15 protein-coding genes are annotated in these 26754 nt (G+C 39.0%); 13 read left to right on the top strand and 2 right to left on the bottom strand.

Annotation, left to right across the window (positions count from 1 at the left end; genetic code table 11):
- The first annotated feature begins 35 nt into the window (after positions 1-35).
- From AC58DT_RS04480 to AC58DT_RS04440, 9 genes are all read left to right on the top strand, one after another.
- Positions 36-800 (top strand): Rossmann-like and DUF2520 domain-containing protein, encoded by a 765-nt coding sequence (locus tag AC58DT_RS04480; protein ID WP_497215633.1) that lies wholly within the window; start codon positions 36-38, stop codon positions 798-800.
- Positions 784-1317: a KdsC family phosphatase gene (locus AC58DT_RS04475; RefSeq protein ID WP_497215631.1), complete on the top strand. Its 534-nt coding sequence runs from the start codon at positions 784-786 to the stop codon at positions 1315-1317. Before AC58DT_RS04480 ends, AC58DT_RS04475 begins: the two co-directional genes overlap by 17 nt.
- Before the next feature lie 79 nt (positions 1318-1396).
- Entirely contained in the window at positions 1397-2308 is a 912-nt protein-coding gene (locus AC58DT_RS04470) for a geranylgeranylglycerol-phosphate geranylgeranyltransferase (protein ID WP_497215630.1), read from the top strand.
- Between the two features lie 27 nt (positions 2309-2335).
- Positions 2336-2923 carry a Maf-like protein gene (locus tag AC58DT_RS04465; protein WP_497215629.1) on the top strand — a complete coding sequence of 196 codons (588 nt, stop codon included), beginning with the start codon at positions 2336-2338 and terminating at the stop codon, positions 2921-2923.
- Between the two features lie 34 nt (positions 2924-2957).
- On the top strand, positions 2958-3893 hold the full coding sequence (locus AC58DT_RS04460) for a septum formation inhibitor Maf (protein ID WP_497215627.1): 936 nt from the start codon (positions 2958-2960) through the stop codon (positions 3891-3893).
- Between the two features lie 5 nt (positions 3894-3898).
- Positions 3899-4459 (top strand): mechanosensitive ion channel domain-containing protein, encoded by a 561-nt coding sequence (locus tag AC58DT_RS04455; RefSeq protein ID WP_497215626.1) that lies wholly within the window; start codon positions 3899-3901, stop codon positions 4457-4459.
- A gap of 54 nt (positions 4460-4513) precedes the next feature.
- Complete coding sequence (locus AC58DT_RS04450; RefSeq protein ID WP_497215625.1) at positions 4514-7006, top strand: PIG-L family deacetylase; 2493 nt, start codon at positions 4514-4516, stop codon at positions 7004-7006.
- A 121-nt stretch (positions 7007-7127) separates the two neighbouring features.
- The gene (locus AC58DT_RS04445; RefSeq protein WP_497215624.1) at positions 7128-8831 is read left to right on the top strand and encodes a sodium:solute symporter family protein; all 1704 of its coding nucleotides are present in this window, start codon (positions 7128-7130) and stop codon (positions 8829-8831) included.
- Between the two features lie 454 nt (positions 8832-9285).
- Positions 9286-9441 carry a hypothetical protein gene (locus tag AC58DT_RS04440; RefSeq protein ID WP_497215623.1) on the top strand — a complete coding sequence of 52 codons (156 nt, stop codon included), beginning with the start codon at positions 9286-9288 and terminating at the stop codon, positions 9439-9441.
- 152 nt (positions 9442-9593) lie between these two features.
- Here AC58DT_RS04440 and AC58DT_RS04435 read toward each other — a convergent pair whose 3' ends face one another.
- Complete coding sequence (locus tag AC58DT_RS04435; RefSeq protein ID WP_497215621.1) at positions 9594-10637, bottom strand: WD40/YVTN/BNR-like repeat-containing protein; 1044 nt, start codon at positions 10635-10637, stop codon at positions 9594-9596.
- A 245-nt stretch (positions 10638-10882) separates the two neighbouring features.
- On the opposite strand from AC58DT_RS04435, the gene AC58DT_RS04430 reads away from it, so the two are divergent.
- Positions 10883-12094 (top strand): RsmB/NOP family class I SAM-dependent RNA methyltransferase, encoded by a 1212-nt coding sequence (locus AC58DT_RS04430; RefSeq protein ID WP_497215620.1) that lies wholly within the window; start codon positions 10883-10885, stop codon positions 12092-12094.
- A 20-nt stretch (positions 12095-12114) separates the two neighbouring features.
- Positions 12115-13158, top strand: coding sequence for an endonuclease (locus AC58DT_RS04425; RefSeq protein WP_497215618.1), 1044 nt, complete (start codon positions 12115-12117; stop codon positions 13156-13158).
- A gap of 74 nt (positions 13159-13232) precedes the next feature.
- On the opposite strand, the gene AC58DT_RS04420 is transcribed toward AC58DT_RS04425, so the two are convergent.
- Positions 13233-16151 (bottom strand): GEVED domain-containing protein, encoded by a 2919-nt coding sequence (locus AC58DT_RS04420; protein ID WP_497215617.1) that lies wholly within the window; start codon positions 16149-16151, stop codon positions 13233-13235.
- 132 nt (positions 16152-16283) lie between these two features.
- On the opposite strand from AC58DT_RS04420, the gene purL reads away from it, so the two are divergent.
- Together purL and AC58DT_RS04410 are read left to right on the top strand one after the other, a co-directional pair.
- Positions 16284-20012, top strand: coding sequence for a phosphoribosylformylglycinamidine synthase (gene purL, locus AC58DT_RS04415; protein ID WP_497215938.1), 3729 nt, complete (start codon positions 16284-16286; stop codon positions 20010-20012).
- 197 nt (positions 20013-20209) lie between these two features.
- On the top strand, positions 20210-26710 hold the full coding sequence (locus tag AC58DT_RS04410; protein WP_497215616.1) for an alpha-2-macroglobulin family protein: 6501 nt from the start codon (positions 20210-20212) through the stop codon (positions 26708-26710).
- Positions 26711-26754: the final 44 nt, after the last annotated feature.

Genomic DNA, 26754 nt, shown 5'->3' with positions numbered 1-26754 from the left:
TGTAAAAAGATTAAAGAAAATACTAACTTCGCACTATGATAAAGGTGGTTTTTTTAGGCTTCGGAAATGTAAATAGTCATTTACTCAACGCTTTAAATAAAAGTACTGAAATTTCTGTCAAACAGGTTTTTAACAGAAATTATATTAAGCTTATTTCATCTTTTGAGCATATTCAGTTTACTGATGATATTTCAAAAATTACCGATGCCGATATTTACATAATCGGGATTCCCGATGACGCCATTTCAACCTTTTCCGAATCATTAACTTTTCAAAATAAATTAGTTGTGCACACTTCGGGAGGAGCTGCAATGAATGCACTTTCTTCAAAAAACCAACGCGGGGTTTTTTATCCGTTACAGACTTTTTCCAAGCAACGGGAAGTTGATTTTGAAGAGATTCCCATTTGCATAGAAGCTGAAAATACAGAAGATTTGGAAATATTGCGAAAATTGGGTGAGACCATTTCAGAAAATGTGGTTGAGATTTCTTCAGAAAAAAGGGCCAAGCTCCATCTCGCCGCAGTATTTGTAAACAATTTCGTAAATCATTTATATGAAATAGGAAGTGAAATTTTAAATGAGGAAGATTTACCGTTTGATTTGTTGAAACCGCTGATTGCCGAAACCGCTTCAAAGATTAAAACCCTTTCCCCCGAAGAAGCGCAGACCGGCCCGGCAAAACGGAACGACAAAAAAACTATTGAAAAACATTTACATTTGTTGACAGACAGCCCCCATGCAAAACTCTACAAACTGTTTACAGAGCAATTAAACCAGAAATATGGAAAAGAGCTATAAAGAATATTTAAAACACATAACCACCTTTATTTTTGATGTTGACGGCGTACTAACGGACGGCACAATTCAAGTAAATACACAAGGGGAAATGTTTCGGACTATGAACATTAAAGATGGATACGGCCTAAAAACGGCAGTTGACCAAGGATTTAATGTGTGTGTTATTTCTGGGGGCTCCAATGAAGGTGTGCGTGTACGGCTTCAAAATCTGGGGATAAGAGACATCTTTTTAGGCGCCCACCACAAAACCAAAATTCTGGAAGACTACTTAAAAACCAAAAACATAAAACGAGAAAACACTTTATTTATGGGCGATGACCTTCCCGATTATGAAATTATGCAGGAAGTTGGCCTGCCTACTTGTCCGCAAGACGCCGTTCCTGAAATTAAAGCGATTTCAAAATATGTTTCCCATAAAAAGGGCGGTAAAGGCTGCGTTCGCGATGTGATTGAACAAGTGCTGAAAGTACAGGGAAAATGGCTGGTTACTAAAGGTGTAAGTGCAAAATATGATTAAGCTGGGTGCCGGAAATCTACCAGCCGCTATCTGTAATGCAAAAAGCTTTCATAGAATATAAAACTTTCAAAATTAAACCTTGAACTGCCTAAACCTCATCCGATACCAAAACTTACTGTTCATCGCATTAGCACAGGTTTTCATAAAATATGGTCTTTTTCAAGCTTTTAGGGTAGAAACAGCCTTGAATCATTTCGGTTTTGCATTGCTCGTAATAGCAACAATCTGCATTGCAGCTGCGGGAAATATCATCAACGACATTTACGATGTTGAAATTGACAAAATCAACAAACCCAGTAAAGTTTTGATTGGCAAAAAGATTTCGGAAAGAAGAGCAAACAGGCTTTTTATAATATTGAACATCACCGGTGTTGCAATAGGTTTTTATCTGGCCAACACTATAGAAAAGCCAGGTTTTGCCGCGTTGTTCATCGTTTTTTCTGCACTGCTTTATTTGTACGCTTCATATTTGAAGGGAATGTTGCTTATTGGAAATATTTTGATTTCAGCTTTGGTTGCAATGAGCCTGATAATTGTGGCACTTTTCGATTTGCTTCCAACTATAACCCTACAAAACCAAGCTATGCAGTCCACGGTTTTTAAAATAGTTTTGCATTATGCGTTGTTTGCTTTTTCAATAAATTTTATTCGTGAAATTGTAAAGGACCTGCAAGATATTAACGGCGATAAAAAAGGAGGAATGAACACCTTAGCCATTGCTTTAGGGCGTAAAAGAACATCTACAATAGTATTCGTTTTATGCCTTTTGATGGTCTTTGGCGTCGTTTTTTATATGTATGAATATTTATACAATCAGCAAATTATAATGTTGTATTTCCTTTTCGTCATTCTTGCACCATTACTCTACTTTTGCATAAAATCTTATGATGCCGATACACCAAACAAATACGGTTTTCTTTCAAAATTGTTGAAAATCATCATGTTTTTGGGCATTTGTTCCATTCCATTGTATGGATTTGTAACTTTATAAAAACCAACCTGAAACCAGAAACTTAAAATGCTTCGCGAAAAATTAAAAAACTACAACATCATTCTTGCCTCCGGTTCGCCGCGAAGGCAAGCTTTTTTTAAGAAATTGGATTTGGATTTTACCATTCAAGTTAAAGAAGTTGAAGAAATTTATTCTGAAGAATTAAACCGTTCAAATATTACGGATTATCTTTCCCGACTTAAAGCTTCAGTATTTAAAGATTTAAATAAAAATGATGTTCTAATAACCAGCGATACTATTGTCTGGCTGAACGGAAAAGCCCTCGAAAAGCCTAAAGATTTTGAGGAAGCCAAACAAATGCTTCAAAATTTAAGCGGGCAAATGCACGAGGTCATTACTTCGGTGTGTTTTACTTCAAAAGAATTTCAGAAAACGGTGAATGATATTACAAAGGTTTGGTTCAAAAAACTATCTGAAGAAGAAATCGATTTTTACATAGAAAACTACAAACCCTTTGATAAAGCAGGAAGCTACGGTATTCAGGAATGGATTGGTTACATTGGCATCGAAAAAATAGAAGGCTGCTATTTTAACGTAATGGGGTTGCCAACGCGACTTGTTTATAAAACGTTAAGCGAGATTGCCAACCGTTGAATTTGTGGTATTTTTGGATAAAATTCTACGAATAATGAACTTTTTCAAACTTTTCCTTCTCTTCGTTATTTTGACAGTGCTAAGCAGTTGCAATTCTTCCGAAGAAAAAAGTGATTCACAACTAATTTTAGCTAAAAAGGAAACCTCCAAAACAGCTGCACCGCGCAACAATTCAGAAGAATTTAAAGAGTATTGGTACAGCGGAACCGCAGAAATTACTTCGTATAGCCTGATGCAAGAGCGTTACGGTGAAATTCGTGAGGGAACGGCAGTTAATATTTTTGTCACGGAAGATTTTCTAGCAGATGCGCAGGTTAAGGCAAATAATCCTTCAGAAGAAAATGTTTCGGTGATGAAGCTGAACCAAATGAAGAATTTCAATACCGGCATTTATCCTTACTCAATAATGACGAGCACTTTCAGCCCAATTGCAGAAAAGGAGCATCCGCTGAAAATTACAAACAGCGTGCAGGAATGGTGCGGCCAAGCTTATATGCAACTTAACAATCGTGAGGATTTTGAAATTGAAAGTCACTCCTATTTTCAAGGCGAGGCCGACCAAAAGCTTTCTTTGCCGAAAACCTATTTGGAAAACGAACTTTGGAATCTTATCCGAATCAATCCCGAAGAACTTCCAACGGGCGATGTGATGATTATTCCTTCGTTTGAATATTTGCGACTTCGGCATAAGGAAATTAGGGAACACAATGCTTTCGCCAGTTTGAAACAGGGCGATTCCATAACCATTTACACTTTAAACTACCCTGATCTACAGCGGCAATTGATGCTCTTTTTCAACAGCACCTTTCCGTATGAAATTGAAAAGTGGGAAGAAGTTAACGCAGCAGACCAGAACGACACGTTGCGATTAAAAACCACTGCCACAAAACTGAAAAGGATTAAAAGTGATTATTGGACCAAAAACAAAAACGAGAATCTCAATTTGCGCGATACGCTGCAACTGAAATAAAAAATATGAATATTCAAGAACACACCCTTCAACTTATTGAATCTGCCGCCCTGATTCTGATTTTGCTCTTTATAAGACTGATGCTCAAAAGAACGGTACGCAACTTTGCCAAAAAAATAGAAAGACTTGAACACCGCACGGGTCTCATCATGAAACACGTGGACTTTGCCGTTTTCTTTTTGATGGTTTTGGGCCTCATACTTATTTGGGGAGTGGATTTCAGAAATCTGGGGCTGGTAATGTCATCGGTTTTTGCGGTTATCGGTATTGCTTTTTTTGCGCAATGGTCAATACTCAGCAACGTAACAAGTGGCGTGATAATGTTTTTCACCTTTCCCTACAAAATAGGCGATTATATAAAAATCCATGACAAGGAGATGCCCTGTGAAGGTATAATTGAAGACATAAAAACTTTTCATATTATTCTGCACACAAAAGATAACGAAATTGTTACCTACCCCAACAGCATGATGCTCCAAAAAGGCGTGAGTATTGTAAAGGCCGAAGAGTTTCACGAACAGCAACACGAACTCGATAAAAATAAGGAAGGCCTCCCACACGAATAATTTTCACAAATAAGTATCTTTGAAGGATTTTGAATAAATCAGCACTATAATTTTATGCATAAATCATTTTTTTTAAGACTTCTATTTTTATTTCTCACGATAGCTGCCTCCGGTCAAGCTCCCAAAAAACCTACTGCCTCTGAAATATTCCACGATCTTCAAAAATTAAATTTTGTTGGGTCTGCACTATTTATAGCCGCACATCCCGATGATGAAAACACCCGGCTCATCTCCTATTTGGTCAACGATGTACATGCAAACACTGCCTATCTTTCCATAACACGGGGAGATGGCGGGCAAAATTTAATTGGCTCTGAATTACGCGAACTTTTGGGCGTAATCCGCACACAGGAACTTGTTGCAGCCCGAAAAACGGATGGCGGACAACAATTTTTTACCCGTGCCAATGATTTCGGTTATAGCAAAAACCCTAATGAAACCTTTGAATTTTGGACCAAAGACGAGGTGCTCAGCGATGTGGTCATGACCATCAGAAAATTCAAACCAGACATTATCGTAAACCGTTTTGACCATCGCAGTCCCGGCAGTACGCACGGGCATCACACAGCTTCGGCTATGTTGAGTGTGGAAGCTTTTGATATGGTTGACGATGCTGCAAAATTTCCAAAATCAGCTACGGAATACGGGGTTTGGAAACCACAGCGATTGTTCTTCAATACTTCTTGGTGGTTTTACGGAAGCCAGGAAAAATTTGAAAAAGCAGACAAAACGAATCTCGTTTCAGTGGAAACTGGAAACTACTTCCCTGCCCTAGGGCTTTCCAATGGTGAAATAGCCTCTTTGAGTCGAAGCATGCACAAATCGCAAGGCTTTGGCAGTACAGGTTCCCGTGGTGCAGAAACTGAATATTTGGAATTGTTGAAAGGCAGCAAGCCTACCGAAAATAATCTTTTTGAAGGAATAAACACCAATTGGTCGCGACTTGAGGGCGGAAATGAAATTGGAGCGATTTTGAATCCTTTGGAAGAAAGTTTCAACTTTCAAAATCCTTCTGAAATGCTTCCGCAGTTGCTGAAAGCCTACCCGTTGGTTTCAAACTTGAAAGATAGTCACTGGCAAAAAATAAAACTCGAGCAATTAAAGCAATTGATTTTGGATTGCGGCGGCATTTTTATTGAAGCCGTTTCCAAAGTAAATTCAATAAACCCGAATGAAATCTTCAAAGTGAATATTGAAGCCGTTAATCGCGGAAATGTAGCTGTTGTTTTACGAGCTGTTAAAAATTCCGAAGAAAAAATACTTTGGAATGAACCGGAACCACTGCCTTTTAATGATAAAAAAAATATTGATATAACTATTAATGCAGGAAATAGCAATCTATCATACTCTTCCCCTTATTGGTTAAACGAAAAAGGCACGGAAGGAATGTATGCAGCGCCTGAAGCAATGATTGGTCTTCCCGAAACTCCCGCTTTGGAAAAAGTAGTTTTTGAACTTCAGTTTGGAAACCTTACAATTCCTTTCACGAAAAACATAATTTACAAATTTAACGATCCAGTAAAAGGTGAAGTGTATCGCCCACTGGAAGTATTGCCCGAAGTCACGGCCTCTATCACCGAAAAGGTTTTGATTTTTGCAAGTGATGATGCTGAAAATGTTTCAGTAATCGTTCGCGCCGGAAAAGATAACATTTCCGGAAATGTAAGCCTAAATCATCCCGAAGGCTGGAAAGTTGAACCACCACAGCAAGCATTTCAGCTTGAAAGAAATGGCGAAACTAAAACCTTCAATTTTACCGTAACACCGCCAAGCGGACAAAGTGAGGGATATTTACAAACAATTGTAACCACCGATGGCAAAAGCTACGATAAGGAGCTGGTTACAATTGATTATGACCATATTCCTTACCAAAGTGTTTTGTTGCCTTCGGAAGCGAAAATTGCAAAAATTGATATTCAGAAAAAAGGTCAGAATATAGGCTACATAAACGGTGCGGGGGATGCAATTCCTGAGAGTTTAAAGCAGATTGGGTATTCTATTACGACAATTGAACCCTCCAATATTTCCGCAGAAAATGTGCAGCATTTTGACGCAATCGTTATTGGAATTCGGGCTTATAATACCGTTCCTGAACTAGCTTTCGCACAAACTGCCTTAAACAAATACGTGGAAAACGGCGGTACGATTATCGTGCAATACAACACCAGTCGCGGTTTGGTTACTGAAAATATTGCACCTTACGAGCTAAAACTTTCGCGAGATCGTGTTACCGATGAATTTTCAGAAGTGAGGATATTGGCGCCCCAGAACCCCATTTTAAATACCCCCAACAAAATCACACAAAAAGACTTTGAGGGCTGGGTGCAGGAACGCGGCTTGTATTTCCCCGATGAATGGGCGAAGGAATTTACACCAATTCTGGGAATGAACGACAAAGACGAAGCTCAAACAAAAGGCTCGCTTCTTGTGGCCAAATACGGAAAAGGATATTATATTTATACGGGATTGAGCTTTTTCCGCGAACTACCCGCTGGAGTTCCCGGAGCATACAGATTGTTCGCGAATATGCTTTCAATCGGAAAATAATTTTAAGAAAGTGACCGAAGAAAAACAAAAATTCGTCTGGAAATGGAAGTACACACTAGTGCTTTTGTTCAATGCTGTTTATATCTATCTGTTTTATTTATTAATGCAAAACTTCGCCTAAATGCAGCAGATTGATTGGATTGTTTTAATCGGAACCCTTCTTTTTATCGTGCTTTATGGCACATGGAAATCGCGCCAGCAAAAAGACGTGGGCGATTATTTAAAAGGCGGAAACACAGCCCATTGGTGGACCATTGGTTTGAGTGTTATGGCAACGCAAGCCAGCGCCATTACCTTTCTTTCCACACCCGGGCAAGCTTTTCACGACGGGATGGGCTTTGTGCAATTCTACTTTGGATTGCCAATTGCAATGGTTGTAATCTGTTTGGTTTTTATACCCATTTATCACAAGCTGAATGTTTATACGGCCTACGAATATCTTGAAAGCCGTTTTGATAAAAAAACACGAACACTTACCGCAATCCTATTTTTGATACAGCGCGGCCTGGCTTGTGGAATTACCATTTTTGCACCTTCCATCATACTTTCGGCTGTATTGGGCTGGAATTTGATTTATTTGAATATCATCATCGGAGTGCTTGTAATTATATACACTGTGAGCGGCGGCACAAAGGCGGTGAGCGTTACCCAAAAACAACAAATGGCCGTTATTTTCTTCGGAATGCTGATTGCCTTTCTTTTAATTCTGAATTATCTTCCGCTTGATATTTCGTTTTCCAAAGCGCTGGAAATTGCGGGTGCAAATGGCAAAATGGATATCCTCGATTTCTCTTTCGACTTTGATAACCGCTATACTTTTTGGAGTGGGATAATTGGCGGAACTTTTTTGGCCCTTTCTTACTTCGGAACAGATCAAAGCCAAGTGCAACGCTATCTTTCCGGAAGAAGTGTGAAACAGAGCCAAATGGGTTTAATAATGAACGGTCTGCTAAAAGTACCTATGCAGTTTTTCATATTGCTTGTGGGGATCATGGTTTTTGTTTTTTATCAATTCAACAGCTCTCCGTTGCATTTCAATCCTGCTGCCGTTAAGGATGTAAAAAAATCTGAATATGCAGCTGAATACAAGGCTTTGGAAGCACAAAAAGAAGCTATCGACCAAGAACTGGCCGCAACGCAGATAAGTTATTCAAAAGCCGAAAGTGATGCTTCCAAACAAACCTTGGCCCAAGAAATTAAAACCCTTAGCAACACCGAAAAGCAGTTGCGGGAACAGTCGGTAGCAGTGATCAAAAAAGCAAATCCAAATGCCGAAACAAATGATAAGGATTACGTTTTTATACATTTCATCCTAAACAACCTTCCGCGTGGGTTGATAGGTTTGCTATTAGCCGTAATTTTAAGTGCCGCAATGTCCTCAACCGCTTCAGAACTGAATGCCTTGGGAAGCACCACAACCATAGACCTTTACAAACGAAACGTACCCGGAAAACGTGAAAAACATTATGTGGCAGCATCACGCGGGTTCACACTGCTTTGGGGAATTATTGCCATTGTGGTAGCCTGTACGGCAAATTTATTTGATAACCTCATTCAGCTTGTAAACATTATCGGTTCCATTTTCTACGGAAATGTTCTAGGAATATTTCTACTTGCATTTTTTATAAAATATGTGCGCAGCAAAGCGGTTTTCATCGCTGCGCTAATCACTCAAGTTATCATTATCTATTTCTGGTATATAGACCTTATGCCCTATCTGTGGTTAAATTTGGTGGGGTGTGTAATTGTAATGGGGATTGCCATTTTACTTCAAGTTTTATTGCCAAAGAAAGATGATGCCGGAATTACGATTTCAGAACAATAATGTTTTAATTCAACTGTCACACTGCCCGCCACCAAAGAGTGATTAGGTTTCGACTGGGCTCAACCTAGGGTTTTGATACTGTGCTTCATACTTTATTCATACTCTATTCATACTCTATCTATGGCTTATATATGGGTGAACCTAGAGTTTAAGCAGTCCTAAAATAACGCTGTAATATTCGGCCACCAGTAGTCCGCAATTGGCACAGGAAATACAATGTATTATTACCGAAATCGAGGTTGGTCTGGATTATATGGGGCTGGACCACGGTGCTTGGAGCGTTATATAACACCTCTACCCAAATACTGATATTCCTGTACTTGAAAATGAGTATAGACTATTCAAAACCAGCTGAATTTCACTATGAATTGGCGAAGGAACTAAGCAGTCTTCGCAAAAAAAGTGTCTTTATTGTTGGTAGCGGCTGTAAGGCACACAAGTTGCGCTTGGTCGCTTGGAACAGATTAAAGAAAACTATGCTTTTGATTGGGCAACAGAAGCAAACGAAAATATAAAAACCCTTATTTTAAATTCAGACCACCAAAAACTCAGCGATTTTAAAGCGCAAGGAAAAGCTTTTGACTGGGCCATCCCAACTCCAGAACATTGACTGCCTTTACTTTATACATTAGCACCAATAGAAGAAAAAGAAATGATAACATTATTTAACGACAAGCCAGTTGGAGGGTCGTTAACAATGACTTCAGTAAAAATAGAACCGAATTATTAATTGGGTCTATACCCACTTGAAAAATCTTAATGTTATTCCCTAAAAACCAACTTTGAAATCCGGTTATTCCCCGAAGCAAAAGCAATACTATCATTCACAAACTCAATAGCAAAAAAACCTTCTTTTGAGAGTTCTTTCCAGTTTTTTCCGCCATCGCCACTAAAGGAAATTCCAGGTGAACCGATGGCTACAATCCCCTGCCCTTCTGTTCCGGGAATATATTTTACAGAAGAGCGATATCCCGGTTCTTTGCCGTTGGCAATCAATTTCCAAGTTTTTCCGCCGTTTTTGGTTATGGCTTTATTCCCTTCGTTATACGATTTGTCTTCCCAATTTCCACCGAAAATTATTCCATGCTTTTCATCCCTAAAATCAATACTGTAAATGCCCGTCATTGCTTTGCCTTGAAGGATTGGCGTATCAAAGATTTCCCAAGTTTTTCCTTTATCGGCGGTATGCATCACACGCGATTTTTTTCCGCCAGTTGCCACCCAGGCGTTATCGCCAAAAACGGCTATATTACTATTGCTTGCCGCAAAAGCCGCTTCGCCCTTTTCAACCTTTGGAAGGTTTTCGCACGGCAATTTCACCCAAGTATTTCCACCGTCACGAGTTATGATTACAGACATACAATTGACCACGGGATCGCCAATAGCAATACCTTCGTTATCATTCCAAAATTTCATGGAATCATAAAAAACATTCTCGCCTTTTTCGTTATAAACCTCTTCAATATTAGTTGCTTCGGTACCATTAAAACCAATTTTATAAAGCACAGCCGGATTGGCAATACTCAAAACGAAAACCGCCTCTTTTGTGGTTGCAATAGAACGAAAGTGTAATAATGAATCGCCGTATTTTATAATTGCCAATTTGGGAGTATCACCATCAATCAATCCCACCTTTCCCTTATCTGCCGAAAACCAAACCCTTTTTTCATCCAAAGGCTGGATGGCACGAATACTTAGACTATCAATAAAAACGGGGGTTATTTCAACGGAATTGATTTCAATTTCAGTTTTCTTTTCACAGGAAAAAAGAAAAAGGACAATAAATGTGGCAATGGCAAGACGCATAGATTCAATTTTTGGCAAAAGTAATGATTCTAAAATTTCAAATGGGTTATTCGGGTATTGAGTTACTTGGTTATTGGGTTATTGAGTTACTGAGTTACTGAGTTACTGAGTTACTTAAAAGTTATTTCGATTTCGGCTTTCGTATTTTGTATTTCGTATTTCATATTTCGTATTTTGTATTTCGTATTTCGTATTTCAAAAATCTAAGTTTAAAAAGATACCTTTGCAATCGCAAAACGCAGAAAATGAAATTACACAGAAATTTAGTATTCGCAACCATAGACTCCCTTCACTTGATTTTTAACGAAAACAAGCAAGCGGACAAGGTGCTAAAAAATACCTTAAAGCGCGATAAGCGCTGGGGTGCCCGCGACCGTGCTTTTATAGCCGAAACTACCTACGATATTGTACGTTGGAAACGGTTGTACGCCGAGATTGCCGAAGTACGCGAACCTTTTGACCGTCCAAATCTTTTTAGGTTATTTACGGTTTGGGCAACTTTGAATGGGATTGCCATCCCAGAATGGAAACAGTTTGAAGACACCCCAACCCGCCGTATAAAGGGAAAATTTGATGAACTTTCAAAAATCAGAAAGTACCGCGAATCTATTCCAGATTGGTTGGATGAATTGGGACAGAAGGAACTTGGCAAAAAGTGGGATAATGAAATTGCTGCTTTAAACCAACAGGCAGATGTGGTTTTACGAGTAAACACCTTGAAAACTACAGTTGAAAAACTTCAAAATGAATTGGCGGATCTTGAGATTGAAACCGAGATTTTAAAAAACTATCCCGATGCCTTAAAGCTGAAGGAACGCGCCAATGTTTTCACAACAGATGCTTTTAAAAACGGGTTGTTTGAAGTGCAGGATGCCTCTTCGCAAAAAGTGGCGGAAATGCTCGATCCAAAACCCGGAATGCGCGTAATAGATGCCTGTGCCGGAGCCGGCGGTAAAAGTCTTCACATTGCGACAATGATGGAAAACAAAGGCCAATTGATTGCAATGGACATTTATGAAAACAAGCTGAACGAGCTGAAACGTCGTGCCCGACGCAACGATATTTTCAATATTGAAACCCGCGTTATTGATTCCACGAAAGTGATAAAAAAATTGATTGATAAAGCTGATAAGGTTTTGATTGACGCGCCGTGCTCAGGCTTGGGTGTTTTAAAAAGAAATCCGGATGCCAAGTGGAAACTACAGCCCGAATTTTTGGATAATATTCGCGCCACACAAAAGGAACTGCTTGACAGTTATTCGCGTATGGTAAAACCGGGCGGGCAATTGGTTTATGCCACTTGCTCTATACTTCCTTCGGAAAACGAAATGCAGGTGAAAGCTTTCTTAAGTCGCGAAGAAGGAAAAGATTTCACATTGTTAAATGAAGAAAAAATAATGCCCAGTAAAAGCGGATTTGATGGATTTTATATTTCTTTGCTGCAAAAAAAAGATTAATGTCAAAACACTATTAAAAAATGAACAAAATATTTACCCTATTTCTTTTATTAAGCCTACAAACCCTTTTTGCCCAACAGCCTTATTATAATGATGTAAATCTTTCCTTAACCGGACAAGACCTATATTTTGCGCTGCAACAAAAAATTGAAAATGCAAGCACATCTTTCAATTATGGCGATACACGTGATTCCATGAAAATCACAGATGAAGACCCTGAAAACAATAATAATGTTTTGTTGCTTTACGGTTATGACGATGCGGGAAGTTGCACTACAGACCGAAGCCGTGACAAGGATGATTTTGGAGGTAGCAGTTGTCAATACAACCGCGAACATACTTTTGCCCGATCAAACGCAAATCCTTCAATGGGAAATGTAGATAATGGAACTACCGGAATTGGTGCAGACCCACACAACATTCGTCCAACTGACCAGCAAATGAACAACAACCGCGGAAGTAAGAAATTTGCAGATGGCTCTGGGAACGCTGGCGATGTGGGAAGTGGATATTGGTATCCCGGTGACGAATGGAAAGGTGATGTTGCTAGAATAATGATGTATATGTACACCCGATATGGCGATCGTTGCAAACCTTCATTAAACGGCAATGGGGCGTTACAAGGCTCTACAGAAATGCTACAAGTTTACCTGCAATGGAACGCTGAAGACCCTGTTACAGATTTTGAGGACCAACGAAACCCGTATTTGGAAAATTTCTACGGAAACCGAAATCCTTTTATTGACAATCCATATCTGGCAACGCTTATTTGGGGTGGCCCCGCTGCAGAAGATCGCTGGGGTTTAATTGGAACCGAAGAATTTATTGCGGAAAATATTTCAGTTTATCCAAATCCAACTTCAGAAATTCTTTGGGTGAAGGACGACACTTCTTTTTCAGTTGAAAACTATTCCGTTTATGATATTTCTGGAAGAAGAATACTATTCAACACTTTCAGTACTTCTGAAAAGAAAGTGGATGTTTCAAATCTCAACAGCGGAGTTTATCTTTTAGAATTGGTTTCTTCTGAAAGAAGAATTACCAAAAAAATTGTGGTTCAATAAAAAAAATTGAACATTATATAGAAAGAGCGGGCAATGCCCGCTCTTTTCATTTTTGGATTATTTCAGCGAATAATTTATTTTACAATAATTCGTGCCGTTTTAAAAGATTTGGTGTATTGGCCACCTACCCTTACAAGATAAACTCCACTTGCCGCTTCCCCCATATCGAGCTTTGCCTTAAAAGAATTACCTATCTTATCTAGCATCTTCACCTTAAGTTGTTGCCCCAGCATATTATAAATTGCTAAATAAGCTGTTCCCTCATATGCTGTTATAAAGTTTACTTCAAAATTTTTGTTGTTTTCTGAAGTAATTATCAAATCACCTTTGCTGATTGAAAAGTCATTTACGCCAAGTGTTCCAATATTTGCGGTATAGTCTTCAGTTTCTCCGAAACTGGTTTCTTCACAGGCGTCTGCCGGCACTTGGCCATTCCAATTGGTCTTTGCACGCATTCGGTGCGGGCCCATTGCTGCTCCTGCGGGTACAACCAAATCCATTGTGACTGTATAGGTTCCCTGACCTTGCCCGGAGGCAATTTCTACATTATCAACTACAACTTCATCTGCAGTAAAAGTGGAATCATCATTGAAATCAATCCAAACTTTCACAAACTGATCGCCATAGCCAGTGGTTATGGTCAATTCATTTGTGCTATCCGGTGCCAAATTGGCTACAAGGTTGGTGAAATCGCCATAACCTTCACAAGCTGAAGGGTTATTTATTTCTGCAACTGAAAATAATTGAAAACCATCACCAAATTCACAGTTCAAAAAGGGCTGGCATAAAATGTTTTCTATTTCGGTTGTAATGGCATCATTCGCAGCATTTGCATCACCTGCCAAAGAAGTTGAGACAGTTACGTTATAAACACCCAGCGCTGTAAAATCTGCTGTTTGTGTAAAACTATAGCTCATCTCCTGTTCGGAATCAATAGGCCCCGCAAAAGTTTCAACTACGGGTGTACCACCGTTTATAACATACTGTACATTAAAATTTGATTGGGTATCAGCCCCAAAGTTTTTTATCGTTGCAGTGATAGTTTCGTTGCCCAATCCTGAACCAGATATTGGCGCTGTAATCTCTAAAGCTCCAACATCATTCGCCAAAAGATGTGTGATATCTTTTGTAAATGGATCATTGGCAGGAAATTCGTCTCCCGCCAGATTAGATTTAACTTGAATAGCATAGGTTTGTCCAGGATTTGACAAGTCAATAGTTTGAGAAAAAGTATAGTTTGCCGTCGAACCTGCAGCTATACTCCCCGAGAAAGTTTCAGAAGCAATCAGGTTGCCGTCCACACGAAGTTCCAAAGGAATATTTGCTTGAGCCGCAGTTCCGAAATTTCGGATGCTTACTTCAACTGTTTCGGCATTTGTCAAGATTCCATTTTCCGGTTGAATTAGGGCATTAACACCTACATCTTTAGCAAAACCTCCAGACAAGGTGAAGGCGGCAATTTGGGTTCTCCAGTTGTTGTCTGAGGAAAAATATTCCGCAGTGTGCCAAAAAGTAAAATTATCAGGATCTAAGGTTAAATGTGAATAATCACCAAATCTGTTGGAAAACGTTTGCACACCTGCACCTTGAAATATTTCTGTCTCAGCAACGGTCATTTGACCCAAAGGATCTCCGTCAAACCTACCCGTATAGCGTATTCCTGCTTTCAACGAACCACTGGCTATGTTAAATGCAAGGCCAATATTTCCTGCGGCATCCATTCCAGCACTTCCCATAAAACGACTATTTCCATCTGCAGGCGCATAGGTACCTTCCTGAAATATGGACCATGGATTTGAGGCGTCATTTCGGAGTTCAATCCATCGAACGCCGGAAGTGTCATTTCCATCAATATCTGTATTAAAGGTGATTACCCAGCTATTGTGCCCGGCGAAGCTTCTATAATTGGGCGCATACGATATTATACCGCCTATCATATCAATCTTTTGATTAGTGCCTGGTTGGGCCACATCACCAGATCCAAAAGGAGCAAACACAGAATTGAAAGGGGCTGTGGGTATTTCCAAAGGTGCCGATATGGTAGAATTACTTGTTGTAATCCAATCAAGATCAATTTCCCATACTTTTAAATGGTCAAAAGTAACTCCCGACCATCCATCATCTTGAAGATATGTTACATACCCAGGAACATCTGCAGGATAAGTGGTCCCCAATAAATTTGCCGGTTCTGGACTTAAAACCGTGTTTGTATTTTGGGTAACGCCTGGAAGCGGAAAGCCCACAATCTTTGGATTGGCTCCCCCTGCCAACATCACATCTCTTTCAACCGCATAAACCTTATTTGTTGTTCCAATATTGGCCGTAAGATAATAAGCGTCATGCCAAACGCTATAATGGGGATAATCAGGAAAGCTTCCAAAGGTATATTGATATACATTGTAAGCACCTGTGGGGTCATTTGTTTCAGAAACGCCTATTGCAAGTGAATTGTTTAATGAACCAAATTCACTAACAAACCAACGGTCTGCCAATTGATCGTAAAGCACAATGGGATCTCCGGAATTGGAACCAATTCCTAAAAATGTTCCCAAAGCTACGGGGCCAACTACAAGATTGCCCGTTTTGTCAAAAATCTTTACGATAGAGTTAACCGCATGAACGTAATGGTTCGGACCCGCAGCTCCTGTAGGATCTGGCGGAACAAAACCCGACTCTGAAGAGGAAGCGCCTATAAAATTTTGTTCAATCGCCCTAGTTTGGATATTTCCAAAGTTCTTTTGAACTGTTTGGTCAATACCCGTGGGCAAGGCATTTGCATTTACTTGTTCATGATAGCGTGAACCGTTTTGTACAATTCTGATTTCCTTAATAGTTTGGTCAAGATTTTCTTCTTGAAGGGCAAAATCCCTCAAAGGAATTGTTTTTCCTATAAAAGTTCCAACGATAACCTCGTCTGGCGGAAAAGTTTCCTGGGAATATGCTCCCAGTCCAAATAGCATACAGGCTACAAATAGTAGTTTTTTAAGTTTCATGGTTTGATTTTAAAAAATTGAAGAGGAAAGGTAAGGCATTTTCCTTAATTATTAATTGTTAATAACCAGAAGTTTATAATAAATTGAGAACTCATAAATCTTACATTTTTATGTGATTAAAAATCCTTCAAAATTGGTTATCTTTGCACCTTCAAAAAACATCAAATATTTAAAAGGATGATTCACTTTTTCGGGAACGTTGAAAACACTGTTTTTGCAGTCCAGACCCAGGGAGAAATTACAGAGGAAAATATTAAAAAGTTGGAGTGGCTTTTTGGCAACCAACCTAAAATAAAGCAATCCGTCCTGTCTACAAACGCGACGGATTTTTTTGTTGGGCCACGTGCCGCAATGATTACGCCCTGGAGTACCAATGCTGTGGAAATAACCCAAAATATGGGCGTTGAGGGAATCATTCGTATCGAGGAATTTCATAACAACAAGGTTGAAAAAGGAACTTTCGATCCTATGCTTTCGCAGAAATTCAACCAATTGGATCAGGATATTTTTGATATCCACATTCAACCGGAGCCTATTTTGGAAATTGATAATATTTCCGAATACAACCAAAAGGAAGGTTTAGCATTAAATTCCGAAGAAGTTGAATATCTTAAAAATCTTTCCAAAAAACTGGGACGAAAACTTACAGACAGTGAAGTTTTCGGGTTCAGTCAAGTTAATAGTGAACATTGCCGCCATAAAATCTTCAACGGCACCTTTGAAATAGACGGCAAGGAAATGCCCTCTTCCCTTTTCAAATTAATAAAAAAGACTTCAGCTGAAAACCCGAATGAAATTGTTTCGGCATACAAGGATAATGTGGCATTCGTAAAAGGCCCAAAAGTAAAACAATGGGCGCCAAAAAGCGGCGACAAGCCCGATTGGTACGAAGAAAAGGATTTTGAAAGTGTTATCTCTCTTAAAGCGGAAACCCACAACTTCCCAACAACCGTGGAGCCTTTTAACGGTGCGGCAACCGGAAGCGGTGGTGAAATCCGCGACCGCTTGGCTGGCGGAAAAGGTTCATTGCCTTTGGCGGGAACAGCTGTTTATATGACTTCATATTCCCGATTAAACGAAGAGAGACCCTGGGAAAAAGGAATGAAAGAACGCGATTGGCTATACCAAACGCCGCTTGATATATTGATTAAAGCAAGTAACGGAGCTTCAGATTTTGGAAATAAATTTGGGCAACCGTTGATTGCCGGGTCTGTTCTAACATTTGAACACGAAGAAGAAGCGAGAAGATTAGGTTTTGACAAAGTAATTATGCTAGCCGGCGGAATTGGCTACGGAAAAGCAAGCCAGGCCATAAAAGACAAACCACAGGAAGGCAATAAGATTGTAGTTTTAGGCGGTGACAATTACCGAATCGGGATGGGTGGTGCCGCGGTTTCTTCTGCAGACACAGGCGAATTTAGTAGTGGAATCGAGTTGAACGCCATCCAACGAAGTAATCCCGAAATGCAGAAACGTGCCGCAAACGCAATCCGCGCAATGGTGGAAAGCGACGAAAACCCAATAGTTTCCATCCACGACCACGGCGCTGGTGGACACTTAAATTGCTTAAGCGAATTGGTTGAAGATACAGGAGGAAAAATTGATTTGGACAAACTCCCCATTGGCGACCCTACCCTATCTGCAAAGGAAATTATGGGCAACGAAAGCCAAGAGCGCATGGGCTTGATTATCGGGAAGGAAAACATTCAAAAACTGAAGCGGGTTGCTGACCGCGAACGTTCGCCAATGTATGAAGTGGGGAAAGTTACTGGCGACCAACGCTTCTGTTTTGAAAACGAAAAAGGTGAAAAACCTATGGATTTCGCCTTGAAAGATATGTTTGGCAGTTCGCCAACAACAATAATGAAAGATAAAACCGTAAACAGGAATTATAAAAACCCTGATTATGAAGTTTCGAAAATAAAAGATTACATTGAACAAGTGCTTCAATTGGAGGCTGTAGCTTGTAAAGATTGGCTTACCAACAAAGTGGACCGTTGCGTTACAGGCCGCGTTGCCAAACAGCAAACCGCAGGACCGTTACAACTTCCATTAAACAATTGTGGCGTAATGGCGCTTGATTTCCACGGAAAGGAAGGTGTTGCGACAAGTATCGGACATTCGCCATTAACAGCATTAATTGACCCTGCTGTCGGTTCGCGCAATGCCATTACGGAATCGCTTACCAATATTGTTTGGGCGCCGTTAAAGGACGGATTGAAAAGTGTGACCCTTTCCGCAAACTGGATGTGGCCCTGCAATAACGAAGGCGAAGATGCCAGACTTTATGCCGCCGTAAAAGCAGTTTCCGACTTTGCAATTGATTTGGGAATCAACGTTCCCACTGGAAAGGATTCGCTTTCCATGAAGCAGAAATACAAGGATGGCGAAGTAATTTCTCCCGGAACCGTGATTATTTCAGCGGCGGGAAATTGCAACGATATTCAAAAAGTTGTGGAACCAGTTCTACAAAGAAATGGCGGCAGCATTTATTACATAAACATTTCACAGGACGACTTTAAACTGGGCGGTTCCTCATTCGGGCAGATTTTGAATGCCATAGGAAATGACGCGCCAACCGTGAAAAGTGCGGAATATGTAAAAACCGTATTCAATACGTTGCAGGAATTGATTCGCGAGGAAAAAATCCTTGCCGGGCACGATGTGGCTTCGGGTGGATTGATTACCACTTTGCTGGAAATGTGTTTTGCCGATGTGCATTTGGGAGCAGATTTGGACCTTTCAAGTTTAGGCGGAAGTGATTTGGTGAAAGTGTTGTTTGCTGAAAACTGTGGCGTTGTAATCCAAGCTTCGGATGATGCTTTGGTTGAAAAAATGCTTTCTGACAATAAAATCGACTTCCAAAAGATTGGAACTGTTTCAGAAAGTGATTCCCTTTCAATAAAAAATAATAATAAAGAATTAGAATTTTCTATTTCTGAAATGCGCGATGTTTGGTATAAAACTTCCTATTTATTGGATAAAAACCAAAGTGGTGAAACACTTGCAAAAGAGCGTTTCAGCAATTTCAAAAAACAACCCCTACTACTTGATTTTCCAAAAAAATTCAATGGTAAACTCCCCTCCTTCGGAGGGGTCGGGGGAGGCCGCCGACCTAAAGCAGCAGTTATCCGCGAAAAAGGAAGCAACAGTGAGCGGGAAATGGCGTATATGATGCACCTTGCAGGGTTTGATGTAAAGGATGTGCATATGACCGACCTGATTGAAGGCCGTGAGGATTTGGAAGACATAAAACTATTGGTGGCCGTTGGAGGATTCAGCAATAGCGACGTTTTAGGTAGCGCAAAAGGTTGGGCGGGTTCGTTTTTGTACAACGAAAAAGCGAACACGGCCCTAAAGAATTTCTTTGCAAAAGACGATACACTTTCCCTGGGAGTTTGTAACGGTTGCCAGCTTTTTGTGGAGCTCGGCCTTTTAAATCCCGAAGATGATGAAAAGCCGAAAATGCTCCATAACGATACAGGCAAGTTTGAATGTGTGTTTACTTCGGTGAAAATTCAGGAGAACAATTCCGTGATGCTATCTTCAATGGCGGGAAGCACTTTGGGAATCTGGTCTGCACACGGGGAAGGGAAATTCAGTTTTCCAAAGGCGGAAAGCCACTATAATATTGTTGCAAAATACGGCTACGATGCGTTACCGGCCAATCCCAACGGCAGCGATTTCAACACGGCGATGATGACCGATAAAACCGGGCGCCATTTGGTTATGATGCCGCATTTGGAACGTTCTATTTTTCCGTGGAACTGGGCGTATTACCCAAAGGATAGAAAAAATGATGAAGTTTCGCCTTGGGTGCAAGCCTTGGTAAATGCACAAGAGTGGATTGAGAAAAAGTAAGAAGACCATTAAACATTTATAACCGTTTGCAACTTTCTGTAAACGGTTTTTTATTTTTGAGGAAACTGAAACAGTTAAAATCTATGAAAACTAAACCAGAAATACTGTTCACAGTTTAAAAGCATTGGTTCCCTAATTTGGAAATTTTTGTAGTTTAGAAAACGCATACCTTCGAGCTTCAACCAAAATCACTAGCCATGAAAAATGTAATCTTTACCCTTTTTCTTCTTGTTTCTTTTACTGTTATCGGACAAGATTTTGAGAAAAACTGGAAAAACGTAATTGAATTTGAAGAAATCGGAAGCATAAAATCTGCAAATGATGAGGTAGCAAAAATCTACAAAAAAGCAAAAAGAAAAAATAACGACCTTGAACTGATAAAAACATTTTTCTTTCGGGCGAAATATATGCAAGTGCTGGAGGAAGACGCCCAAGTAAAGATTATTTCCGAATTAAAAACTGATATCGCAACCGTTTCAGAACCTGGAAAATCACTTTTGGAATTCGTCTATGTTTCCTGCATCAATGAATATTTACTTCAAAACAAATATAAAATACAACGAAGAACGGAAACTGAAGCTGTTGCTCAGGATAACTTTTTAACTTGGACACTCCCTGATTTTGAAAAGGAAACAATAAAATATTTCCTTAAACTATCCCAAAACAATGCAGTATTAAAAAACAAGCCCTTAAAGGAATACGAACAACTTCTCGATTTTGAAAAACTGGATAATATTGAAAATTTAAGTCTTTACCAATTTTTGCTAAAAAAACACATCGCCCTTTACACCCGCCATTTAAACCAATATGAGGATAATGCAATTTTCTTTTCTCCAATTGAAACTAAGGTTTTTGGTAGCACCAAAGAATTTCTGTCAATAAGTTTTGATTCATTATCAAACACCAATTTAAAAAACACAAGTCTTCTCTATCAAGAATTGGAACGCCTGCATCCCGATGATGAAACTTTGGATTTTGAGCGAATTCAATTTTATGAAAATTATGTGTTTAGAAAAGATGCCAACTATCTCTCGATTTTAAATCGATACCAAAAAAGAGTGAGTGATACGGCACTTTTTCGCAAAGTTCAGTTAGCACGGGCAAATTTGTATTCGAAAATGGCTTCAAAGGAAAAATATCCCGATTACAACGCTATCGCCATCAAAATTTTGGACAGTATTCTAAGTGTGAAGTCGCGATCAAATTCCTATAAAAACGCATATTTACAAAAGCAAAGAATGCTCGCAAAATCAGTTGATGTTCAATTGCAGAAATATGTTTATGATGGGGAAAACACCCGAGCTTTTGTAAAATTCAAAAACACGGACAGTCTTTTTTTAAAAATTTTCAAAATCCCCAGCGAATTTCAATTTGAAAATAATGCCTTCAATAGGGATAGTATTATCACTGAATTATTGAAAAATGCCAAATTTGAAAAAACAGTTGCGTATAAACTTCCCAATAAAAATGACCTTTTCAGCTATAGTACCGAAGTTTTGATGCCCAAACTAGAAAAGGGAAAGTACTTGATCCTCTTCGCTGTTGATGAATCACGCTTTGCCGAAAAACAAATTTATAATTTCACTTTTTTAAATGTTAGCGATTTAGCCGTGCTGCACAAAGAAAAAGGCAATGACGATATTTTTCAAATCGTAAACAGAAAAACGGGAAAACCCATTGAAGGTGCTAAAATTCAACTTGAAGAAAAGCAAACAAAGACTGATAAAAATGGTAATGCTATAATTGCAAGAACCAAAGCTAAACCAAACAGTGACAGAAGAACGGAGTTAGAGATTTCAAAAGGAATCGACTCCTTGAAAATTGATTTTTTCAAAGGTTATTATAGCGAATACAGTGAGGAAAATGAAACCTTTACTGGCGATGTAAAATTCTACATGGATCGCGCGATCTATCGTCCCGGGCAAAAAGCATATGTAAAAGCTATTGCGCTACAAAACAAAAACGGTGTAAAAAGTACAGTTCCCAATCTAACTGTTTATGTGGAAGTGTATGATGCTGATAATAATACAATTGTTGAACGTGAATACCAAACCAATGAATTCGGTTCTTTCACTTTTGAATTTGATATTCCCAAAAATGGCGTTACGGGTGAATATATCATTGAAGCCGATGAGCCCGATAACTTGGAAAATGACGAATTATACGACCCTGAGGAAGATGAACATCTATTTTGGGACAATGTAGATTTTAGCTACAATGAAACTATATTTAGTGTTGAGGAATACAAGCGACCTACTTTTAAAGTTGAATTCAATCCCACCACCGAAACTTTTGCGGTAAACGACACAGTACAGGTTTCAGGAGAATCGATATCCTTTTCGGGCGTCAATCTCAGCGATTCACAAGTTAGCTACAACGTTCAAAGAGAATCCTACGTAAATTACCACTACCGCCAAGGTTGGTCCGACGAAAGTTTAACGATTGCAAAAGGAGAAACCACAACCGATAGTAATGGAGAATTCAAAATAGACTTTCCCGCCCTTCCATATTTAAATTTAAAAAAAGAAGACCTCCCGGTTTTTGAATATACCGTAAATGTGGCCGTAACAGATAGCCGTGGCGAAACGCAAACCGCAGAAACCCTGGTAAAAGTAGGTTACCACACTTTGCAATTGTCTGCGGAAATTCCTTCCGTATTAAATACCAAAAATGAAATCTCAGTAAAACTTAAAAGCACCAACCTCAACGGCAGTTTTCTGGCAACAAAAGGGATTGTTGAAATTTATTTTAAAACGCCTTTAAGCAACAAATTAAAAAAGCGCATTTTTTCAAAACCCGATATTCCAGGATTTACCGCAGAGGAGTTTGAAAGGCTTTTTCCCTATGAAAATATCGGCATTGAAGTAAATAAAGGTTTAGGAACTTTGGTTTTTTCTAAAGAAGTGAATACGGAAATAGACAATGAAATTTCACTCAACTTTTTAAAAACAAACCAAACGGGAAATTACACGTTAATTTTTTCCGCAACAGATAACCTGGGAAATAAGATAGAAACTTCAAAAGATTTCAAACTTTTGCACCACGACGCATTTGTTTCCGATAGACTTTTCACCATAAATCAAAAAAACGAAAATCCGTTTGCGGATGGTTTTGCAGAACTTGAAATACGTTCGGAAATTAAAAAACTTTACATTACAATTTCCGATAATAATGAATCCATTTTAAGGGAAGTCCCAATAGAGCTCAATGACGGACTTGCAAAAATAAAAGTACCGCTCAACAATGAGCGTTCAGAAGATCTGCGATTGTATTTTGAAACGTTTTTTGAAAACGAATTCTATTCCGAACCGTATACAATTGCAAAAGCAGACAAAGGAGAAATTGATATTGCCATTAAAAGCTTTAGAAATAAAATTGAGCCAGGAAGCAAGCAAACCTGGAGTTTTACCCTCACAAAAAATAATAAAGCCAAAGAAGCGGAAGTTCTCGCCTCTATGTATGATAGTTCGTTGGATCAATTTAAGACTGGTAATTGGGGCGCACTGCAGATACATAATTATTACTCCTATCGCAATTATTCCAATACTCGAAATCTAATCGATGGCATTGATTACATAAATCTTAACGCTTTAAATGCCCCGCTCCCGTTATTTCATTTTGCAGACGATGGAGTGGATTTATATTGGTTCGGTTTTGATTTTAACAATCCCAAAGGCGTAAAGAATTATAAAAACCAGAAAAAGCTAATTTCGAAAATTCCAGCCGGCGCAACTATGGTTTACGGCCTGGTGACCGATGATACTGGCTTGCCACTACCGGGCGCCAATGTTATTATTCGGGGCACCAGCCGCGGCACCCAAACCGATTTTGATGGGTATTATTCCATTGAAGTAGCACAGGGCGAAGTGCTTGATGTTTCTTATGTGGGTTTTAATACCAATAGTTTTATCGTTAATTCCAAGGAAAACAATGTGTCTTTGCAAGGGGGCTCGGCTTTGGAGGAGGTTGTGGTTACGGCTTATGGTATTAGTAGAGAGAAAAGAAGTTTGGGTTTTTCAGTAGTTGCATCCGTAGATTCATTGCTTGCGGGGAGTATGCCCGGAGTAATGATTGCGAAAAACTCAGAATACACTCCGGGAAGCGGCTCGTCTTTGGTTATTAGAGGAGCCTCATCATTACCTTCTTCTAAAAAAATACTCATCATTGTCGATGGTGTACCAGTTAATTTTGAAGATAAAAGTTTAGGGAATAGTATCGACAAAAACAATATTATAAATATTGCAAATTTAGACTCCAATAATATTGCAAGTATAACTTTTTTAAAAGGCGAAGAAGGAACAAGTTTATACGGCTCCGCGGCAGCAAATGGTGTTGTAATAATTACCACCAAAACCGCTTTGGAAGAATTAAAAAAGGTTGCTCCACGGAAAAACTTTAACGAAACTGCTTTCTTTTACCCTCAGCTAAAGACTGATAAAAACGGGGAAATAAGTTTCAATTTTACCAGTCCCGAATCATTGACGCAATGGAAACTACGTCTTTTCGCACACGATAAAAATGCACTTTCCGGCTATTTTGAAAATATGGTAATTACCCAAAAGGAATTGATGATCGTTCCAAACATGCCACGCTTTTTTAGGGAAAAAGATACAATTCAAATCACCGCTCGAATTTCAAACCTTACTTCAGAAAATAAAAATGGCACCGCAATTCTGCAGCTTTTTGATGCTGTTACTTTGGCGCCAATTCACGCTGAAATGGGCAACAAAATAAATTTAAAGAACTTCCAAACCGTACCAAAAGGCAATACTACCGTAAGCTGGAAAATAAATATTCCTGAAGGATTGCAGGGTGTGCAATACAGAATACTTGCAAAAGCTGGCGAATTTTCAGATGGGGAGGAAAATATAATTCCTGTTTTAACAAACAATATTTTGGTTACCGAAAGTATTCCGCTTTGGGTGCGCGAAAATTCCAAACGGGAATACACTTTTGAGAATTTGAAAAACAATACTTCCAGTACTCTTAAAAATCATCAACTTACCCTGGAATATACCTCAAACCCTACATGGCTAGCAATTCAGGCCCTTCCCTATTTGATGGAATACGAACACGAATGCGCAGAGCAGACTTTTTCACGTTATTACGCAAATGCACTTGCTTCAAATATTATAAATAGCAACCCAAAAATCGCTGCATATTTTGAAAGTATAAAAGGAAAAGGTATTTCTTCGGAATTGGAAAAAAACGAAGAATTGAAATCAATCATTCTTGCTGAAACACCTTGGTTCAACGATTCCCAAACGGACGAGGAAAAAAATAGAAGATTGGCATTTTTGTTCGATTTGGAGAAAATGAAAACGGCACAGCAAGCCACGTTTGAAAAGTTAAACAACCAGCAAATGGCAAGCGGTGGATTTCCGTGGTTTCAGGGTGGTTCAGAAAATGAATTTATAACAAGGCATATTCTTGCAGGCTTTGGAAAATTGATGCAAAGAACCGATAATCTCCCTGAGGATCTTAAATACCTGACAAACCGAGGAATTAGCTTTTTGGATAAAAAATTTGAGAAAGATTTTAAAAACAACAAAACCCAAAACAAATCCATCCCAAATTATTCAGAAATACATTATTTGTACGCCCGCAGTTTCTATTTAAAGCAGAATCCACTTTCGGATAGTCTTCAATTGAAAATAAATAAAAAATTGGAAATTTTGAAAGAGAATTGGCTGGATTCCCCACTTTACGAAAAAGGAATGGCAGCACTTATTTTTGAAAGATTTGGAGATACAAATACTGCCAAAAAAATCATTAATAATTTAAAGGAAACCGCTTCAAACAACGAAGATTGGGGAATGTATTGGCTTGAAAACAAAGCAGGTTGGTATTGGTACCAATCGCCAATTGAAACACAAGCGCTTATAATAAACGCTTTCGCGGAAATAACAAAAGACAAAAAATCTGTGGAGGCTATGAAAGTTTGGTTGCTAAAAAACAAGCAAGTGAAACATTGGCCTACCACAAAATCAACAACGGAAGCGGTGGATGCAATGCTAAATTTCGGGAGTGATTATACAAACGTAAAGGACAAAACAAAATTTGAGTTTGGCGATTCAAAAGCGATACAGAAAAAAATTACGGAAGTGGAAAAAGAAGCCGAAACTGGTTATTTCAAAATAAATTTTAACAGTTCGGAAATGCAAAAAGAAATGGCCTCCTTAACCATAACCAACAAATCTGAAGTTCCAGGTTATGGCGGTTTTTATTGGCAATATTTTGAAGATTTGGATAAAATTGTTGAAAATAACAATCAACCCCTAAAAGTTTTAAAGGAAATCTATCTAAAGAAAAATACTGATAACGGAGCGCAGCTTCAAAAAATATCTTCGGAAAACCCTTTAATAATAGGTGATTTGATTACGGTCCGGCTCATAATTTCCACTACGGAAAATATGGAATATGTCCATTTAAAAGATATGCGGGCATCAGCATTGGAGCCTGTTGATGTACTTTCAAAATTTGAATATAAAGATGGCTTGGGCTATTTCAAAAGCACCCGCGATGCAGCCACCCATTTCTTTTTTGACGAAATAAGAAAAGGTACTTATGTTTTGGAATACGATGTGAGAGCAAATAACATCGGTGAGTTTTCAAACGGAATTACAACGATCCAAAGTATGTATGCACCAGAATTTGCAGGTCATTCCAAAGGGATCAGGATAAAAATTGTTGAGTAATTTCTGAAGCAAATCGAAGATCCAACGTAGTTAAGTAGTTAATC

It is taken from the genome of Aequorivita sp. CRS11 (genome assembly GCF_059693805.1).
The sequence above is the reverse complement of the archived record's forward strand: the minus strand, read 5'-3'. Positions and strand labels throughout refer to the sequence as shown.

Bases quoted from the DNA above. Each gene is read 5' to 3' on its own strand.
- AC58DT_RS04475 (WP_497215631.1), top strand. From the start codon at position 784: ATGGAAAAGAGCTATAAAGAATATTTAAAACACATAACCACCTTTATT.
- AC58DT_RS04435 (WP_497215621.1), bottom strand. From the start codon at position 10,637: ATGCGTCTTGCCATTGCCACATTTATTGTCCTTTTTCTTTTTTCCTGT.
- AC58DT_RS04465 (WP_497215629.1), top strand. From the start codon at position 2,336: ATGCTTCGCGAAAAATTAAAAAACTACAACATCATTCTTGCCTCCGGT.
- AC58DT_RS04450 (WP_497215625.1), top strand. From the start codon at position 4,514: ATGCATAAATCATTTTTTTTAAGACTTCTATTTTTATTTCTCACGATA.
- AC58DT_RS04445 (WP_497215624.1), top strand. From the start codon at position 7,128: ATGCAGCAGATTGATTGGATTGTTTTAATCGGAACCCTTCTTTTTATC.
- AC58DT_RS04480 (WP_497215633.1), top strand. From the start codon at position 36: ATGATAAAGGTGGTTTTTTTAGGCTTCGGAAATGTAAATAGTCATTTA.
- AC58DT_RS04420 (WP_497215617.1), bottom strand. From the start codon at position 16,151: ATGAAACTTAAAAAACTACTATTTGTAGCCTGTATGCTATTTGGACTG.
- AC58DT_RS04455 (WP_497215626.1), top strand. From the start codon at position 3,899: ATGAATATTCAAGAACACACCCTTCAACTTATTGAATCTGCCGCCCTG.
- AC58DT_RS04410 (WP_497215616.1), top strand. From the start codon at position 20,210: ATGAAAAATGTAATCTTTACCCTTTTTCTTCTTGTTTCTTTTACTGTT.
- AC58DT_RS04430 (WP_497215620.1), top strand. From the start codon at position 10,883: ATGAAATTACACAGAAATTTAGTATTCGCAACCATAGACTCCCTTCAC.
- AC58DT_RS04425 (WP_497215618.1), top strand. From the start codon at position 12,115: ATGAACAAAATATTTACCCTATTTCTTTTATTAAGCCTACAAACCCTT.
- AC58DT_RS04460 (WP_497215627.1), top strand. From the start codon at position 2,958: ATGAACTTTTTCAAACTTTTCCTTCTCTTCGTTATTTTGACAGTGCTA.